At 36.9% G+C, this 16,421-nt stretch carries 9 protein-coding genes; all 9 read right to left on the bottom strand.

The genetic code is table 11. The features are described from left to right. Positions 1-87 precede the first annotated feature (87 nt). The 9 genes from ACWA1F_RS16610 to ACWA1F_RS16570 all read right to left on the bottom strand — a co-directional run bounded on the left by ACWA1F_RS16610 (position 88) and on the right by ACWA1F_RS16570 (position 16,259). Positions 88-1,263, bottom strand: a complete 1,176-nt coding sequence (locus ACWA1F_RS16610) for a glycoside hydrolase family 88 protein (RefSeq protein WP_456895205.1) — start codon at positions 1,261-1,263, stop codon at positions 88-90. A 331-nt stretch (positions 1,264-1,594) separates the two neighbouring features. Then, positions 1,595-3,115: a RagB/SusD family nutrient uptake outer membrane protein gene (locus ACWA1F_RS16605; protein WP_306160712.1), complete on the bottom strand. Its 1,521-nt coding sequence runs from the start codon at positions 3,113-3,115 to the stop codon at positions 1,595-1,597. Positions 3,116-3,132: 17 nt separating this feature from the next. After that, positions 3,133-6,135: a SusC/RagA family TonB-linked outer membrane protein gene (locus tag ACWA1F_RS16600; protein ID WP_456895202.1), complete on the bottom strand. Its 3,003-nt coding sequence runs from the start codon at positions 6,133-6,135 to the stop codon at positions 3,133-3,135. Positions 6,136-6,350: 215 nt separating this feature from the next. After that, a complete protein-coding gene (locus tag ACWA1F_RS16595; RefSeq protein ID WP_456895200.1) occupies positions 6,351-10,442 on the bottom strand; it encodes a two-component regulator propeller domain-containing protein in 4,092 nt (1,363 codons plus the stop codon). Positions 10,443-10,632: 190 nt separating this feature from the next. Next, positions 10,633-12,261, bottom strand: a complete 1,629-nt coding sequence (locus ACWA1F_RS16590; RefSeq protein WP_456895198.1) for a DUF4955 domain-containing protein — start codon at positions 12,259-12,261, stop codon at positions 10,633-10,635. A 394-nt stretch (positions 12,262-12,655) separates the two neighbouring features. Continuing rightward, the gene (gene uxuA / locus ACWA1F_RS16585) at positions 12,656-13,840 is read right to left on the bottom strand and encodes a mannonate dehydratase (protein ID WP_456895196.1); all 1,185 of its coding nucleotides are present in this window, start codon (positions 13,838-13,840) and stop codon (positions 12,656-12,658) included. Between the two features lie 371 nt (positions 13,841-14,211). Further along, a complete protein-coding gene (locus ACWA1F_RS16580; RefSeq protein ID WP_456895194.1) occupies positions 14,212-15,024 on the bottom strand; it encodes an SDR family oxidoreductase in 813 nt (270 codons plus the stop codon). A gap of 117 nt (positions 15,025-15,141) precedes the next feature. Beyond that, complete coding sequence (locus ACWA1F_RS16575; RefSeq protein ID WP_456895192.1) at positions 15,142-15,807, bottom strand: bifunctional 4-hydroxy-2-oxoglutarate aldolase/2-dehydro-3-deoxy-phosphogluconate aldolase; 666 nt, start codon at positions 15,805-15,807, stop codon at positions 15,142-15,144. 2 nt (positions 15,808-15,809) lie between these two features. Further along, positions 15,810-16,259, bottom strand: a complete 450-nt coding sequence (locus ACWA1F_RS16570) for a NanQ anomerase/TabA/YiaL family protein (RefSeq protein ID WP_456895190.1) — start codon at positions 16,257-16,259, stop codon at positions 15,810-15,812. Positions 16,260-16,421 lie beyond the last annotated feature (162 nt).

Below are 16,421 nucleotides of genomic sequence, written 5' to 3'. Positions count from 1 at the left end.
GGTTATATAGCATTTTAGGTTCAGAGGGACAAAGTGACAAAGGCTCAAAGGCAAAAAACTTTGTTACTTTGTAACTCTGCATCTTTGTTACTTTCTGCGAAGCAAAGCTTCGAGAAAATAATAATCGGCATAAATAATTGGTTCGTCGATTTCGTCGTGTTTGGGCCAGTTTCCTGTGCTGTGATCGAGTAGGAAAGGGGCTTTGATTTCTGTACTTAAAATATACTTTTCAGATTGTACGGAAGCCATTAATTTATCCGCGAAAGCGAGATAGCTTTTATCTTTGGTGTAAGAATACAATTCGTATAGTCCAGAAGCCATCACCATTGCGGCAGATACATCACGAGCCGAATTCGGAATACTCGGATCTTTAAAATCCCAATATGGAATTCCGTCTTCTGGCAGATTTTTATTGGTCATAAAAAACTTTGCCGTTCCTTCAGCTTGTTTCAAATAAGCGGGATCTTTGGTATATCGGTACGACATTGTAAATCCGTAAACTGCCCAAGCTTGGCCACGCGCCCAAACCGAATCATCATTATAACCTTGTAAAGTCGTTTTCTTTCTAACTTCTCCCGTATTCGGATTATAATCAATTACGTGATAACACGAATTGTCTGCTCTAAACTGATTTTTTAAAGTCTTTTTGGCGTGTTGAATCGCAACGTCACGGTATTTTGGATTTCCAGATATTTTAGAAGCTTCAAAAAGCAGTTCCAAATTCATCATATTATCGATGATTACGGGATAATCCCAGATTTCTTTGTTGAAATCCCAAGAACGAATGGAACCCACTTTTGGATTAAACCTTGTGCATAAAGTTTCGGCGCCTTTTACAATTACAGCTTCGTATTCTTTCTTGTTTTCCACTTTCAGCGCTTCTCCAAAACTGCAAAACACTTTAAAACCTACGTCATGCGAATTACTATTGACACTTTCTTTTTTGCTAAAAGGAGTCCATTTTTGAGCTTGTTCTTTGTATCGGGAATCGCCTGTTAGACGGTACAATTGCCAGAGATTTCCAGCGAAAAATCCGCTTGTCCAATCTCTTGACGGTACTTTTCGAATTTCCATTGTTTTAATGTTCATGCTTCTCGGCATCGACATCGAATCGACTGGATAATCGAGCAGCATTTGGTAACGGGTTTTCAATAATTTTTCTGTAGCAACAGAAGTTGTTGTTTGAGGATTAACCCCAGGTTTGCACGCTGTTGCCAGCGATGCAAAACCCAGAATTAGAAAAACAAAATTGACATTCTTCATATTTAAAATATATATTTTTTTGGACGCGGATTTTCGCTAGTTTTTGTTTCACGCAGATTTCTGCAGATTAAAGCAGATTTGAATAGATTTTTTATTTACTCCCGCAGATTTTGCAGATTAAGCTGATTTTTTTGTTTCATGCAGATTTTTAAAGATTTTTTGAAATAAATCTGCTCAATCTGCCCAATCTGCGAGAACTTTAAATCTGCGCTCTCTGCCAAAATCATTTTTAAATATGCGTGAAACAATGACAACCAAAAAGAAAGAAATCCGTTAAAATCAGCGCTTTCGCGAAAGCGAATCTGTGTCATCCGCGTACCATAATCAACAATTAGTAACCAGGATTATTTGGTTGTAAATTCGGATTAATAGCCAATTCTGTTCCTGGCAATGGCCACAGATAATCTCTGTTTGGATCGAAATTAGCATGCGGTTCTAAACCGTTTGGTCCAAAAACTTCTGGTCCGATTTTAAGCCTTTTGATATCATACCATCTCACATATTCAAAAGCCAGTTCCAATCTTCTTTCGTCAATAACCATTTTTCTAAAATCAGTTTGAGAAAGTCCTGGAGTTACGTTGGCAGGAAAAGAAACTAGTTTTCCAGCTTTATTTCTTGCTCTTGCGCGAACGCGGTTTACATAACCATCAGCTTCTGTAGTTCCCGGATTGATTTCGTTAAGAGCTTCTGCAGCGGTTAACAAAACTTCTGCAAAACGCATCGTAATGTAGTTGTGCTGTGAAGTTCTTCCGTTAGCCCCAGCTTTTCCCGGAAAACGGAAATATTTAGCAATATGCGGACGAGGCGCTTTTTCGTTATCGCTTGACGGATACACCTGCAGCGATCCGCCTGGACCTGTTTTCTTTCTGATAATCGTATCAAAACTTACCGCTCTTCTGTAATCTCTTTGATCCCAAGTATTGAATACTTTTAAAGAAGGAACAGCAACAGAGAATCCTTGTCCGTAGCTGTAGCTATCGTCTTTTAAAGATCCAGTAAAAAACGCCGTATAATCCTGGCCGTAATTTCCTGAAGTTAAGTTGTTAAAGTCAATTGTAAAAAGAGGTTCTTTTAACGAAGCTGTTTTCGTGGCATTAAACAAATCCTGAAAATCTGCATCAAGTCCCAAACCAAATTTAGCTTCGTTTGTAATTACAAATTTAGCTTCGTCATACGCTTTTTGAAAATTTCCTAAAGTCAAGTAAACAGAAGCCAAATAGCCCGCCGCAGTTCCTTTTCCAGGCACCGCTTTTACTTTTGGTTTGTCATCCAACCATTGTTTGGCAAATTCCAAATCGGCAATGATTTTAGGATAAATTTCAGCCTCTTTTGTTTTACCTATTGAATTAACCTGATTCACATCATTTACAACAAAATCAACATACGGAATATCGCCAAAAAGACGCACTAAATGATAGTAGGCAAATGCTCTCGCAAAATGCGCCTGAGCTACAATAGCGTTGACTTTTGCAGGATCTCCAGGTGTTTTTTTAGCCCCTTCAATGGCTTGATTGGCAGCCGTGATGATAACATAAGACTGAGGCCAAAAATTCGCTACCAATGCGTTGGTATCATTCATACTCATATCGTTTACATCAATACGCGCGGCTTGTGTGGTTCTATCGCCAATGTCAGACATATCGTCACGAAGCATTAAGGCAATTGTAAATTCTCTTCCCCAGTAATTGTTGTGGCCAATGTTGGCAAAAGCTCCGTTTACAGCAGCCTGTAAATCGTCTGTGTTGTTGAAGAAGTTGTCCGGACGAATAATTCCAACCGGTTTTTCTTCCAGATCAGAACAGCTGAAAAAAGCGAGTGTTCCGACAAATAGAAAAGCTATATATTTTTTCATATCTGAATATTTTTTTACTAGAATTTTAAATTAAATCCGAAAGTGAACGTTCTTACGTTTGGATATCCACCGTAATCTAATCCAAGGTTGGTGTTACTTCTTGAATTGGTGTCGTTTAAGTAGTTGGTTTCTGGATCGGTTCCCGGATAATCTGTAATCGTCCAAAGATTTTGCGCACTGATGTAAAAACGAACTTTGCTTAATCCGATTTTCGAAACTACTTTTTCGTCTAAACTGTAACCGATAGAAACGTTTTTCAAACGAATATAACTTCCGTCATAAACAAATCTTGAAGTGATTCTTTTGGTTCTCGCCGCATTTGCAGGAACGTTTGTATCTGTATTGGTCGGTGTCCAAGCATCTAAAACTTCTGTTGTAGCATTATTATTTCCAGAAGCCAATTCCATTAAAGTATAATTCAGAATTTGACCTCCTTGTGAACCTTGGAAAAAGATATTCAAGTCCAGATTTTTATAAGTGAAATCATTATTGAATCCGAAAATGAAATCAGGATTTGGGTTTCCGATAATCGTTTTATCCTGAGAATCTAGTTTTCCATCACCATTATAATCTCTGAATTTTTCACCTCCAGGAGCAGTTTCAAAATTTCCAGGTAAAACTGTTTCACCTTGCTGAATTACACCATCATAAATAAATCCGAAGAAAGAACCAACAGGCTGTCCGACTCTTAAAATCTGAGATTCAGTTGCCAAGAAATGTCCTGGAGCAGAATTGATTAAAAGATCTTTATTATCGGCTAATTTTAATACTTTGTTTTTGTTCGAAGAAATATTAAAGTTCGTTGACCAAGTAAAATCAGCACCAATAAAGTTTCTGGTATTAATTCCTAATTCCCATCCTTTATTTTCCAATTCGCCCACATTTTGAAGCTGAGAAGCAATTCCTGAGATTCCTGGAAGCGGACGGTTAAACAATAAATCTTTCGTAATGGTTTTATAATAATCTGCCGTAATGCTGATTCGGTTATCAAATAAACCCAAATCAATTCCGTAATCCTGCTGATACGAAGTTTCCCATTTCAAGTTCGGATTGTCTAATGAAGTCAACTGTACTGAATTGGTAATCACGTCACCGCTCACATAATAAATTTCAGAAAATCTAGAAAGAGTAGAGTAGGCACCAATTGAAGGGTTTCCTGTTGCTCCATAACTCGCTCTTAATTTTAAGTTAGAAACTGTTTTGTTGTCTTTTAAGAAGTTTTCTTTACTAACATTCCATCCAATTGCTCCAGAAGGGAAAGTTCCGTATTTGTAATTTTTACTAAAGCTTGAAGAACCGTCTCGTCTCGCTGTAAAGGTTAGCAAATATTTGTCGGCATAATCGAAGTTTAAACGTCCGAAAGCAGAAATCAACTCGGTTTCAGATAATCCAGAATCTGGTTTTAAGAAAACAGTTCCAGCGCCTAAATTTCTATAAGAATTGGTATTCGTTAAAAAACCTCTTGAACCAGCATACGAATTTTCGTTTTTGTTTTTCTGATACGAATAACCGCCCAAAACCGTCAGCATACCTCTGTCGATAATTTCACGTTTGAAAGTCAAATAATTCTCTGTCAAGAAAGAAGAAAATCTAGTGTTGTTTACAGAAGCTTCTCCTTTAATATTTTTTCCTGCAATTAAAGTCGATGGAATAAATCTTCCTGTTTGCGAATTATTATCGGTTAAACCTAAAGTCGTTTTAAAATCAAGATCTTTTGTAATTTGATATTGCCCAAAGAAATTGCTTCTGTTTACGATAGAAACCGTTTCTAGAATATTTTCCATTGCTGTCGCATACGGGTTGTCAATATCGTCTCCAATTGGCGCTGTAGTCGTATAAGATCCGTCGGCATTATAAATACCTTTATCTGGCATAAAACGGTAAGCAGAAGCAATTACACCCGCAGCACCCGTTCCTCCGGCGCCCGTCTGACTCACAATTCCTTCTTTGTTTTGTTTGCTGGTGAAAGTGTTTAAACCTACTTTAAACTTTGGAGATAAATCAGCTTCCAAATTGCTTACAATTGTATATTTATCGATTCCAGAATTGATTACAACACCATTCTGGTTGAAATACGTTCCAGAAACATAATATCTTACGTTTTCAGAACCTCCAGAAAATGACAATTGCGTATTCGAAATCATTCCGTCACGATAAATTACATCTTGCCAATCTGTATTTGCTGGCCCTTGTGTGTGCGTAGTAAAACTTTTTCTGTAAGCCGCAAATTGATCGGCATTTAATAAATGCAGTTTATTATTTACTGATTGAACAGAAGTTGAATTGCTAAACTCAATTACTGGTTTTCCAGGTTTACCTTTTTTCGTTGTCACCATGATAACCCCGTTTGAACCTCGAGATCCGTAAATTGCCGTTGCCGAAGCATCTTTTAAAACTTCAATAGATGCGATATCCTGAGGCGCTGGCATAGAAACGCCCGCAAATCCGTCAACAACGATCAAAGCATCTCCACTCGCATTAATAGAAGTTCCTCCACGAACCCTGATTTTTACTGGCGCGCCTGGTTCTCCTCCGTTATTCGTCATAACAGAAACCCCTGCAGCACGTCCTTGCAAGGCTTGTTCTGCGTTTAAAAGCGGAAAAGCCGTCAGTTCTTTTGCCGTAACTGAAGAAACAGATCCTGTAATGTCGCTCTTTTTACGCGTTCCGTATCCTACTACCACAACCTCGTCTAGCGCTTTGGTATCTGGTTTTAAGCTTACGTTGATTACGCTTTTAGTGCCAACGGGAACTTCAACACTTTGAAATCCGACAAAATTGAAAACTAAAACAGCATTTTTTTCATTAACAATTACAGAGTAATTTCCGTCCATATCGGCAGAAGCGCCCACAGAGGAATTTTTAATATAAACATTGGCACCAGGAAGTCCGAGAAGATCCTCGCTGGAAGTAATTTTTCCGGTGACTTTTTTGTCCTGTGCATTCACAATGAAATTTACCAGTAAAAAAGACACCAGTAAACACCATTTAAACGGTTTGTTTTTGTGATTTGTAAACATTCATTTTTTGGTTTTAAGGTTAAAAGTTAGCTGTAGTAAAAAATCAATAAGCTCATTCCGATGATGATTACGACAAATAAAATCTGTAGCAATGAGAAGTAGTTTTTCTTGATTTTCATATCGCAAATGTAGATGCCGAAAACGATATAGAAGTACAAAAAAGGGTATCTAAAAATACAGATACCCTTTTTTAAGTCCCTAAAACAATAGGTTTGTTAAATTATAGCAGAAGATTTATAAAATTTGTCTGCATATTGCGACGGAGTTTCGCCATACTTTTTCTGAAAGCATTTGCTAAAGTATTTCGGATTGTTGAAGCCAACTTTATAGCTGACTTCTGAAACGGTTAATTTATTTTGTTCTAATAATTGAGCGGCGCGTTTTAATCTTATTTCGTGAATAAATTCGTTTGGCGTGCAATTCGTCCAAGCTTTAATTTTTAGAAATAACATGGTTCGGCTAACACCCAATTCTGAACAGAAAAATGGAATATCAAATTGTTCGTTCGAAATATTCTCTTCTACAATTTTGAATGCTTTTTTTAATAATTCCTCGTCAAGCGAAGAAACCGTAATTTCTGACGGAATAAAACTGTCTTCGCTAGAAAACTTCATTTTTAAACGTTCTGTCATGTTCAGAAGGTTTTTTACACGAAGCCTGAATTCAATTAAATTAAATGGTTTGCTGATGTAATCGTCGGCACCACTTTCCAATCCTTCAAATTTGTATACTAATGAAGATCTGGAAGTCAGCAGAATAACCGGAATATGACTGGTTTTGATGTTTTCTTTGATTTTCGAACACAATTCTGTTCCCACCATTTCGGGCATAATTACGTCACTGATAATCAAGTTTGGAACAAATTTTAAGGCTTTTTCTAAAGCGATTTTTCCATTTTCGGCTTCAATAATGTTGTAATCTTTTTTGAGCAGGTTCTTCATGAACTTTCTCAAAACCTTATGATCTTCAACCAATAAAATGGTCTGTTTTTCTTCGTTTACAATTAAATCTTCCAGATCTTCATTTTCAATAACTTCCGAAGGTTCCAATTGTGCCTGATACTGTGCAATATCGTCGCTGATTTTAAAATCCGGAATAATTTCGCTGTCAAGCAGATGTTCGCTCCCAAGCGGTAAAGTCACTGTGAAAATAACGCCGCCAGAAGGTTTATTGGTAACATCAATTTTTCCTTTATGAAGTTCGACAATGTTTTTTACGATCGAAAGTCCGATTCCGGTTCCTTTGTTATAGTTTTTCTGAACCTGATTGTGTGTCGGAACTTCAAAAAACAAATCGAAAATTTTGTCAATATGTTCTTCAGAAATACCCACACCCGAATCTTCAACCGCTATAAAAAGATTCTGTTGATCATGATTGATTTTAATGTTGATCGAACCGCCTTTTGGAGTATATCTGAAAGCATTCGAAATCAAATTATAAAATACGCGTTCGAGTTTGTATCGGTCAAAATACACCAGAATTTCTTCATTTTCAGTTTCAAATGTATAATCGTAACCGCCGTCTTTGGCATATTCAATAAATGACAAAAAGATTTCTTTGGTGAATTTCACAATATTTCCGTTTGCCGATTCCAGCGTAACCTGATGGTTTTCGAGTTTTCTAAAATCCATTAAACGATTAATCAAACTTAACAGATGATTCGCACTTCCTTCAATTACCAAAAGCTTTTTGTACATTTCGTTGGTTCCGTTATAATCGGCCAAAATCTGCTGTAACGGACCTAAAATCAAAGTCAATGGCGTTCTGAATTCGTGCGAAATATTCGTAAAGAAATCCAGTTTCAATTTGTTGTTCTCTTCAATTCTTTGCGTTTCCAGATACTCCAGTTCGAGTTTCTGTTTCAATCTGGCTTTCGATTTCATAATCCAGATCAAACCGTAAAGGCCCAAACCAATTACAATTCCATACAATAAAAACGCCCAGATACTGCGCCACGGAGCCGGATTTACCACAACGGTCAAAGTAGTCGGAGTCTGATTCCAAACCCCGTCGTTATTGGCACCGCGAACTTCAAACGTATACGTTCCTGGATTCTGAATGGCAAAATTGGCTTCGCTATTTTTAGTCGTCGTCCAGTTATTTTCCAATCCAATTAAGCGATAGCTGTATTGATTATTTTTAGATCGAATATAATTCGGAATCGCAAAACCAATCGAGAAATTTGCCTTATCGTAATCCAAAATAATGGTTTTAGTAAAACCGATACTTCTTTCTAGAATACCGTCTTTATCATGCGCATTGACAGTTTCGTTTTTAATTTTCAAATCGGTAATTAAAACCTGCGGAGCATATTGGTTTAAGGAAATTTTACCCGCATCAAAATAAGTTGCTCCAGACGGACTTCCGAAATAAAACTGATTCGCGCCCACTTTTAAAGCCGAATTATCATTAAATTCATTACTCGCCAAACCGTCTTTCTGATCATAAATTGCAATCGTTCTTTTAATCGTATTGTACTTGATAATTCCCTGATTGGTGCTGATCCAAAGGTTTTTATTGTTATCTTCTAGAATCGAATGAATGGACGTAATAAATGTATTTCCAATTTTTAAATTGATTCGGCTGAATTTTTTTCCATCAAAATAATGCAATCCTTTTGCTTTTGTGCCAATCCAGATTTTGTTTTGAGAATCTTCAAACAAAGTCAGAATATCATCGCCAGACAACGAAGAATGATCATAAAAGTAATGGTCTATTGTATATTTTTTCGGATTGAAATTTCGAAGCGAAATGCGATTTAAACCATTTTGAGTGCCAAGCCAGATATAGTTCTGTTTGTCGATTAAAATGCTGCGAACCATGTTGTTGGTCAGAAAAACTGGTTTTGTATTATCATTTCCAATAATCTGAAAAGTTTTATCCAAAGTATCGTAACGAATCAAACCTTTACCAAAAGTTCCGATCCATAAAATTTTATTTTCCGCTTTAAGCGAATAAACACCGCTTTCTTTTAATAATTCAGCTAAATCAGAAGCGATTCTATTATCTTCAATTCGTTTTGAAATGGTATTGTAAGCTGATAATCCCTTCGAAAAAGTTCCAATCCATAAAATATGATCGTCAGAAAGGCACATCGCTTTAATATCGTTTTTATTCGATTGTCCCGTTTTACTGTTGATGTAGCTTACAGCTTCGTTATTTTTATTGAAAATAGTAATTCCGCCGCCTTCAGTTCCAAAATAAATATTCTGATTTTTATCCGCAATAATAGAACTCACGACATCAAAACTCATCGGAATCTTTTTCGAATTCTGATTGTAATTCGAGAAATTGACATTCGAGACATCCCAAAGATTCACGCCTTTGTAATAACAGCCAATCCAAATGGAACCTTTTCGATCTTTAAAAACCGATTTCACTTTGTCGATTCCGTTATTATTATTGCTGTTATTGATTTTCTGAAGACTTTTATCTTGTCCCAGAATATAAATTCCGTCGTACGCGCCCACCCATAAAGCACCTTGATTGTCAATTAGTAAAGAACGAATGTCAGTATTAATTTCGCGGTATTTTTCAGCCGAAAGAAAAGAAACAAAAGCATTCGTTTTCAGATCAAATTTTAAAAGCCCTTTATTTTTTGTTCCGACCCATAAACTGCCGTCTTTGTTCTCAATTACTGACTGAACATTTAATAAATCGGTTGCGTTTAAAGGATAATTTTTAAAGCTGAATTTTCCATTTTGTCTATTAGTCAACTGGCACAAACCTTTTGTAGTTCCAATCCAGATTTCGCCTTTTTTGGTTTTTAAAATACTCAGAATATTATTGCTCGGAAGGGTAGAAGCATCATCATCGGAATGAAAAACCGAAGTAAAACGCTCTGTTTTTTTGTTGTAAATCGTTAATCCTTTTGAAGTTCCAAACCACATTTCGCCGCCAATTTCGCGAATGCTCCAAACTGCATTATTGCTAATGGTATGATTGGCTTTGGTATGCAAATATCTCGTAAAACGGTTGGAAACAGGATCGTAACAGTTTAAACCATTGTAAGTTCCCACCCAGATTTTTCCTGAAGTATCTTCGTCAATCGCTAAAATATCATTGTTGCTGATCGAATATTTATCAGCAGCATCGTTTCTGAAAATGGTAAAACGGCTTCCATCATATTTATTCAATCCATCGCGGGTTCCAAACCACATCTGCCCAAATTTATCTTGATGAATAGCAATGACAGAACTCTGCGAAAGTCCATCGGTCGTAGAAATATTTTTAAGGCGGTATTTATTTTGGGAAAATAGATTTCCGAAAATAAATAGAATTGTGAGAAAAGCTATTTTGTATTTCATAGCGGGTTATTTTTTTTAGTCGCAAAGGCGCTAAGACACTAAGATTTTTGTTTCACGCAGATTCGGCAGATTGTAGCAGATTAATTAAGATTTTTAAATAAATCTGTAAAATCTGATTGAATCATTTTAAATCTGCGTGAAACAAAAATGAAGGACTTTGTGACTTCGTGCCTTTGTGGCAATTTTAAACTTACCTTAATCGTCTTTGCAATTGATAATCATACAACGAAGGCACTTTATCAACTGATTGATTCAAAAACTCAATATAAGGATCAACATCATATTTGATTTCAAATTTCGTATTTCCGTGAACGCCAATGATTCTGGCTAAAGCGCCGTCTTTCATTCCGTACAGTAAAACAGGTTTTGAAGCGTCTGGATTTTCAACTTGAACATTCAGATTCCAAAAAGTACTGAAAGGGCCGTGAGAAGGTTTCCAGTAATCAGCGCCACCACCGCCAAATAAAAGGTAACTATTGTTTTTGTCGGCTTTAAAATGAACGGTAATATTGTCAAACAGATTTTGATGATTGGCTCCCGAATGCTGATCTAAAAGCGGGTCTGTAAAAATTTCGCAGTTTTGATACACATTTTTAGTAGCAAAAGTGTTGAAACTTAACGGATGAACAGCCGAATTATAAATTTTCAGATTCTTGACCAAAATATTGTGCACACCACCTAAAGTTACGGTGTAATGTGCCAGATGTGGGCCGTCGGTTATAATATCTTGAATGGTGGTATTGGCCACTTCTTCGGCTAAAATACCGCTGTCGGCATTGGTGATTTTGACATCTTTAACCCAAGAATTAAATAAACGGGTTAAGAAAATGCCATTATTTCCAGGTTCAACATGATGCGCCACTCTCGGAATATCTGGAAAAGTAAAGCGAAGATGTTCGATTCCGACTTCATTTAAATGTTTCCATTCCACCAATTGTGCCTGATAACTGGGTTTTATCGAAATGGTTAAAGGCGTTTTTAAAGTAATTTTGGAGCCTGAAATTTTAGTGATTTCAACCTGCTGTCTCACAATAGGAAGTTTTGGAAACTTCCAGTGATGCGATCCCGGTTTTACTTTCGCGCCTTGATATAAATCTTTGATGATTTCGCCGTTTTCACCGTCTTTATTGAATAATTGCAATTCGACAACGTCACCGACTTTTAGATTTTTAATTTCAGAAACTGTAATAACATGTTCGCCCATTTTCCCCGAACTCACTTTTGCCAGCGCATTCGATTCGGGTTCGTATTTATCCAAATAAGATTTTACACGTTCGCCTGGAACCTGCGTCCAGATAAAACCGCCCGACCAAGCATATTGCGAAAACGGAAGATCGATGTTATTTTCGGGTTCACGCTGACGTTTGTCAAAAGTGGTTAAATACTCGCGGAGTTCAGCCAAAACCTCAGAATCTTTAAGATACATCATCGGTCTTGGGCAGTAAATTTCGGTTCCGTTTTCAGCAGAACCCGCACCGCGAAGCACAAAATTACTTCTTTCGATATAGAGAATTTCACTAAGGATAATTTTTCCCGCAGGAAGTTGTAAAACAACATTTCCTTCAACAGCATTTGCGGCTTTAAAAGCTTTTAAAAGCGCTTTAGAGTCATCTAATTGATCGTTGGCTTTAACGCCAAAATCTGTTGCATTAATAATTTTTCCGTTAGATTCAGGAAGCGGTTTTTCGCCAAAATGGTAACCCGCATAACTGAAATCGGGAAGGTAATTTGTTTTTTGAGATAGGATTTTAGGTAATTCCTGCGCCAATATCACATTCGCAAATAAAGAGCAGGAGATAAGAATGGTTTGGCGAATCATGGTTTGTGGTTTTTGTGGTTAGTTAGTTTTTTTGGTTTTGCCGCGAAGGCACGAAGGCTCTAAGTTTTTTCTGGTTCTCGCAATCCCGATAGCTATCGGGAGCGGAGGCGCAAAGATTTTTAAGTCTAGTTTGTCATCCTGAGCGAAGTCGAAGGACGCGTAAGTAACTCCGCAAACAAAATCGACAATCTTTGTCGAGCTTCTAGCGTGTCCTTCGACTTCGCTCAGGAAGACAAAAATGAGAATAAAAAATCTCCTTAATCTGCCAAATCTGCGAAAAAAAAATCCTTTTAATCACTTTAATCAGTGGCAAAAAAAACTTTGCGTCTCTGCGACTTTGCGAGATTAAAAAAAAATATAAACTTTGTGCCTTAGCGCCTTCGTGGCAAAACCCTTATAAAGATCGCTTGATTCCCAATTCCAATCCACGCAGTTCTGCAAGACCTCTTAAACGTCCAATTGCAGAATAACCCGGATTAGTCTTTTTCTTCAAATCATCCAGCATTTGGTGTCCGTGATCAGGACGCATTGGCAATTGGCTGTTGTTTCTTTTTTCTACTTCTAGAATTGCTTTCACCACTTCATACATGTCAACATCGCCTTCAAGGTGATTCGCTTCGTAAAAACTTCCTTCTTCGTCGCGTTGCGTGCTTCTTAAGTGAATAAAATTCATTTTATCGCCATGACGTCTTACAATTCCTGGCAAATCATTATCAGCACGAACACCGTACGAACCTGTACACATCGTAAATCCGTTTGATGGAGAAGGAGCAGCGTTCATTAATTCTATTAAATCTTCTTCCGTACTTACCACTCTTGGCAAACCTAGAATCGGGTAAGGCGGATCGTCTGGGTGAATCGCCATCAAAACGCCTTTACTCTCAGCAACTGGAATAATTTCTTTTAGAAAATGAAATAAATTATTCTTTAAAGCCTGTCTGTCAATATGATTGTAAGCACTTAATGTCACCAAGAAATCCTCAACCGTATACGCTTCTTCAGCTCCTGGAAGTCCAGCTAAAATATTGCGTTGCAATTTTATTTTATCCTCCTCATTCATCGCATCAAAATAATCTCTTGCTTTCTGAATTTGTTCCAGCGAGTATTCTTTTTGCGCGTCAGGTCTTTTCAAAATAAACAATTCAAAAGCCGCAAAAGCATTAATATCAAAACGTAAAGCTTTCGAACCGTCTTCAACCGTATACGATAAATCCGTTCTTGACCAATCTAAAACCGGCATAAAGTTGTAGCAAACACATTTAATACCGCACAAAGCCAAATTGCGAATGCTTTCTTTGTAATTTTCAATGTATTCCAGATAATTTCCAGTCTGTTTTTTAATGTCTTCATGAACCGGAATACTTTCAACAACCGACCAAATCAACCCAGAAGCACCTTTTTTCGGATCGCCGTCTTCATGTTCGATTTCTACTTTTCGTTTAATGATTTCTTCAATTGTCCAAACCTGTCCGTTCGGAATATGGTGTAAAGCCGTTACAATTCCCGTTGCGCCGGTTTGTTTGATATCTTGTAAAGAAACAGGATCATTTGGTCCGAACCATCTTAGTGTTTGTTCCATTTTTTATGTTTTTATTTCCTGCAAGGTTTTCAAAGCCTTGTAGGTCTGATTTTTAGTTAGTTTATCAATTCCTGCAAGGTTTACGAAACCTTGTAGGTATTTAGAGTTATTTATAATTTTTTTGAGGAGCTATTTCCCGCTATACGTTTCAATCTTTTTTATCTCGTTAAAGAAACGAGATAAAAAAGGATTTCCACTTCTATCGGGGCTATGGCACTCCTTTTCATAAGAATCATTTATTATTTTCGGATCTTAAAACGATTACCTACAAGGTTTCGAAAATCTCGCAGTATTACAAATGATAATTAGTGAAATTCGTGTTTAAATTTAAACCTGCAAGGTTTCGAAAACCTTGCAGGAGAGCACGCTAATTAAATACTAGTTGCTGCAAATCCGCCGTCTACTTTTAATATAGTTCCTGTAACGAATTTGGACATGTCACTGCATAAAAATAAAAGCGCACCGTCAATGTCTTCTGGAGTTCCGAATCTTCCCATTGGCGTGTGATCGATGATTTTTTCTCCTCTTGGCGTTAATTTTCCTTCTGAAGTCAATAATAAAGCACGGTTTTGTTCGCCAATGAAAAAACCTGGAGAAATAGCGTTTACACGAATTCCTTCGCCGTATTTCTGCGCCAGTTCCACCGCCATCCATTGTGTGAAATTATCAATCGCTGCCTTTGAAGCCGAATATCCCACCACTCTCGTTAAAGGTCTTTGTGCCGATGCCGACGAAATGTTGATGATATTTCCTGATTTCTGTTTTGCAAAAAGCTCCGCAAAAACCTGAGTTGGAAGCATCGTTCCAATAATATTCAAATCGATTACTTTTTGCAGATCATCGCTTTTCATATCGTAAACGGCTTGATCGGGTTGGATCGTTGCGCCAGGCATATTTCCGCCCGCGGCATTAATCAAAATATCAAGACGGCCGTATTTTTCAACGATAAAATCTCTTGCTTTTTCTACTTCTTCTTTGTTTAAAACATTCGCCTGAACAGCAAAACCTTTTCCGCCGTTTGCTTCAATGTCTTTTACGGTATTTTCTGCTTTTTCAAGTGACTGCGAAACGATTCCGACAATTACGCCTTGCTGTGCCAAAACGTTAGCGAAACGGCTCCCTAAAACTCCTGCGCCACCTGTTATTAAAGCTATTTTTCCTTTTAAATTAAATATTGAATCCATTAAATTTTTAAAATTTCAAATACTTTAAAATTCCAAATTCCAATCTGGAAAATAAAGTATGTTTATATTAATTTTTTTGTTTCGTTTTATTGGAATTTGGAATTTAAAATTTGGAATTTATCCCTTTCTCAGGTTTTCAATAATTTCCAAAACATTTCTAGTTTCCTTTTCGATAGTATCGTATTCTTCGTATTCCATCACTTTTTTGCTGATAAGTTTGCTGCCCATTCCAACTGCTGAAACTCCAGCAGTGAACCAGCTTTGAATACTCGTTTTGGTTGTGTCGACTCCGCCAGTTGGCATAAAAGTTAGATTTGGAAAAACATCTTTAATACCGCTCATAAAATCCGGACCTAAAATATTTCCAGGGAAAAGCTTAATGAATTTCACTCCTGCATTTTCTGCCGCAATAATTTCTGTTGGCGTCATGCATCCCGGAGCATATAGAACTTCTTTAGAAATTAAAAAAGAAGCCACTTCAGGAACAAATCCTGGACTAATGAAAAAGTCGGCTCCAGCTAAATAATACGTTTCTGCCTGCGCTAAATTTTTGATAGTTCCAATGCCTAAAAGCATTCCAGGCATTTCAGCATTTCGAACTTCAATCATTTTTTTGAAGTTTGAAAGTGCTTCTGGACCACGGCTCGTATATTCAACCGCTCTAATTCCGACATTGTATAATGTTTTTAAAACAGCAATACTTTTACCTTCGTCAGCATTGAAATACAAAGGAAGCATGCCCTGTTTTACGATTACTTCGATCGAGTTTTGAATTGTACTCATAATTATATTTTTACTTTAATAACCACTTTTCGCAGTAAACCTCCGCCAATCATTGCCGTATGTACATCTTCTGGAAATAAGATCGCAAATTGGTTTTCTTGAAGTTCGAAGAAAGTATCTGGAGCGTCGTGAAAAAATCTTACATCTCTTTCGTCACTATATTCTCCATTTGGATTTACACATTTTTCTCTAGGTTTCCATGCAAAAGTCTCAGGACCTTTTAATGAAATCTGAATGTCGATGTTTTGGTCGTGGCATTCAAAACCTTTTACAGCTTCTTCGCGTGTATTTCCTTGACCAGAAATGGCGATTAATTTTAAGCCTTCACCAATTTCTATTGCACCGTCAGGCAAGTTGCTAATGTCGTTTTGATTTACATAATCGAATGCCTTTTTAAAATTGGGATGAAGCCCAAAGTATTTGGAAGCATTTTGCAGTGAGTCAATAATCATTTTTAGTTGTATTTAGTTAGTTTTTAACCGATTCAAATTCTTTTTTTAGAAAGCGAATTGCTCTGAAAATCATTTAGTTTAATAAAATTTTTACCAAAAGTTATGATTTTTTAGAAACATATGTGTATGTTTGCGTGTACGCACACGGTCTGTTTACAAATG

The sequence above is a fragment of the Flavobacterium erigeronis genome (assembly GCF_054075165.1).
Note: the sequence above shows the minus strand (reverse complement) of the source record. Positions and strands in the feature narration are given on the sequence as shown.

What these genes read in the sequence shown, in the direction of transcription:
- ACWA1F_RS16610 (WP_456895205.1), bottom strand. Translation starts at nt 1,263, where the DNA reads ATGAAGAATGTCAATTTTGTTTTTCTAATTCTGGGTTTTGCATCGCTG.
- ACWA1F_RS16605 (WP_306160712.1), bottom strand. Translation starts at nt 3,115, where the DNA reads ATGAAAAAATATATAGCTTTTCTATTTGTCGGAACACTCGCTTTTTTC.
- ACWA1F_RS16600 (WP_456895202.1), bottom strand. Translation starts at nt 6,135, where the DNA reads ATGTTTACAAATCACAAAAACAAACCGTTTAAATGGTGTTTACTGGTG.
- ACWA1F_RS16595 (WP_456895200.1), bottom strand. Translation starts at nt 10,442, where the DNA reads ATGAAATACAAAATAGCTTTTCTCACAATTCTATTTATTTTCGGAAAT.
- ACWA1F_RS16590 (WP_456895198.1), bottom strand. Translation starts at nt 12,261, where the DNA reads ATGATTCGCCAAACCATTCTTATCTCCTGCTCTTTATTTGCGAATGTG.
- uxuA (WP_456895196.1), bottom strand. Translation starts at nt 13,840, where the DNA reads ATGGAACAAACACTAAGATGGTTCGGACCAAATGATCCTGTTTCTTTA.
- ACWA1F_RS16580 (WP_456895194.1), bottom strand. Translation starts at nt 15,024, where the DNA reads ATGGATTCAATATTTAATTTAAAAGGAAAAATAGCTTTAATAACAGGT.
- ACWA1F_RS16575 (WP_456895192.1), bottom strand. Translation starts at nt 15,807, where the DNA reads ATGAGTACAATTCAAAACTCGATCGAAGTAATCGTAAAACAGGGCATG.
- ACWA1F_RS16570 (WP_456895190.1), bottom strand. Translation starts at nt 16,259, where the DNA reads ATGATTATTGACTCACTGCAAAATGCTTCCAAATACTTTGGGCTTCAT.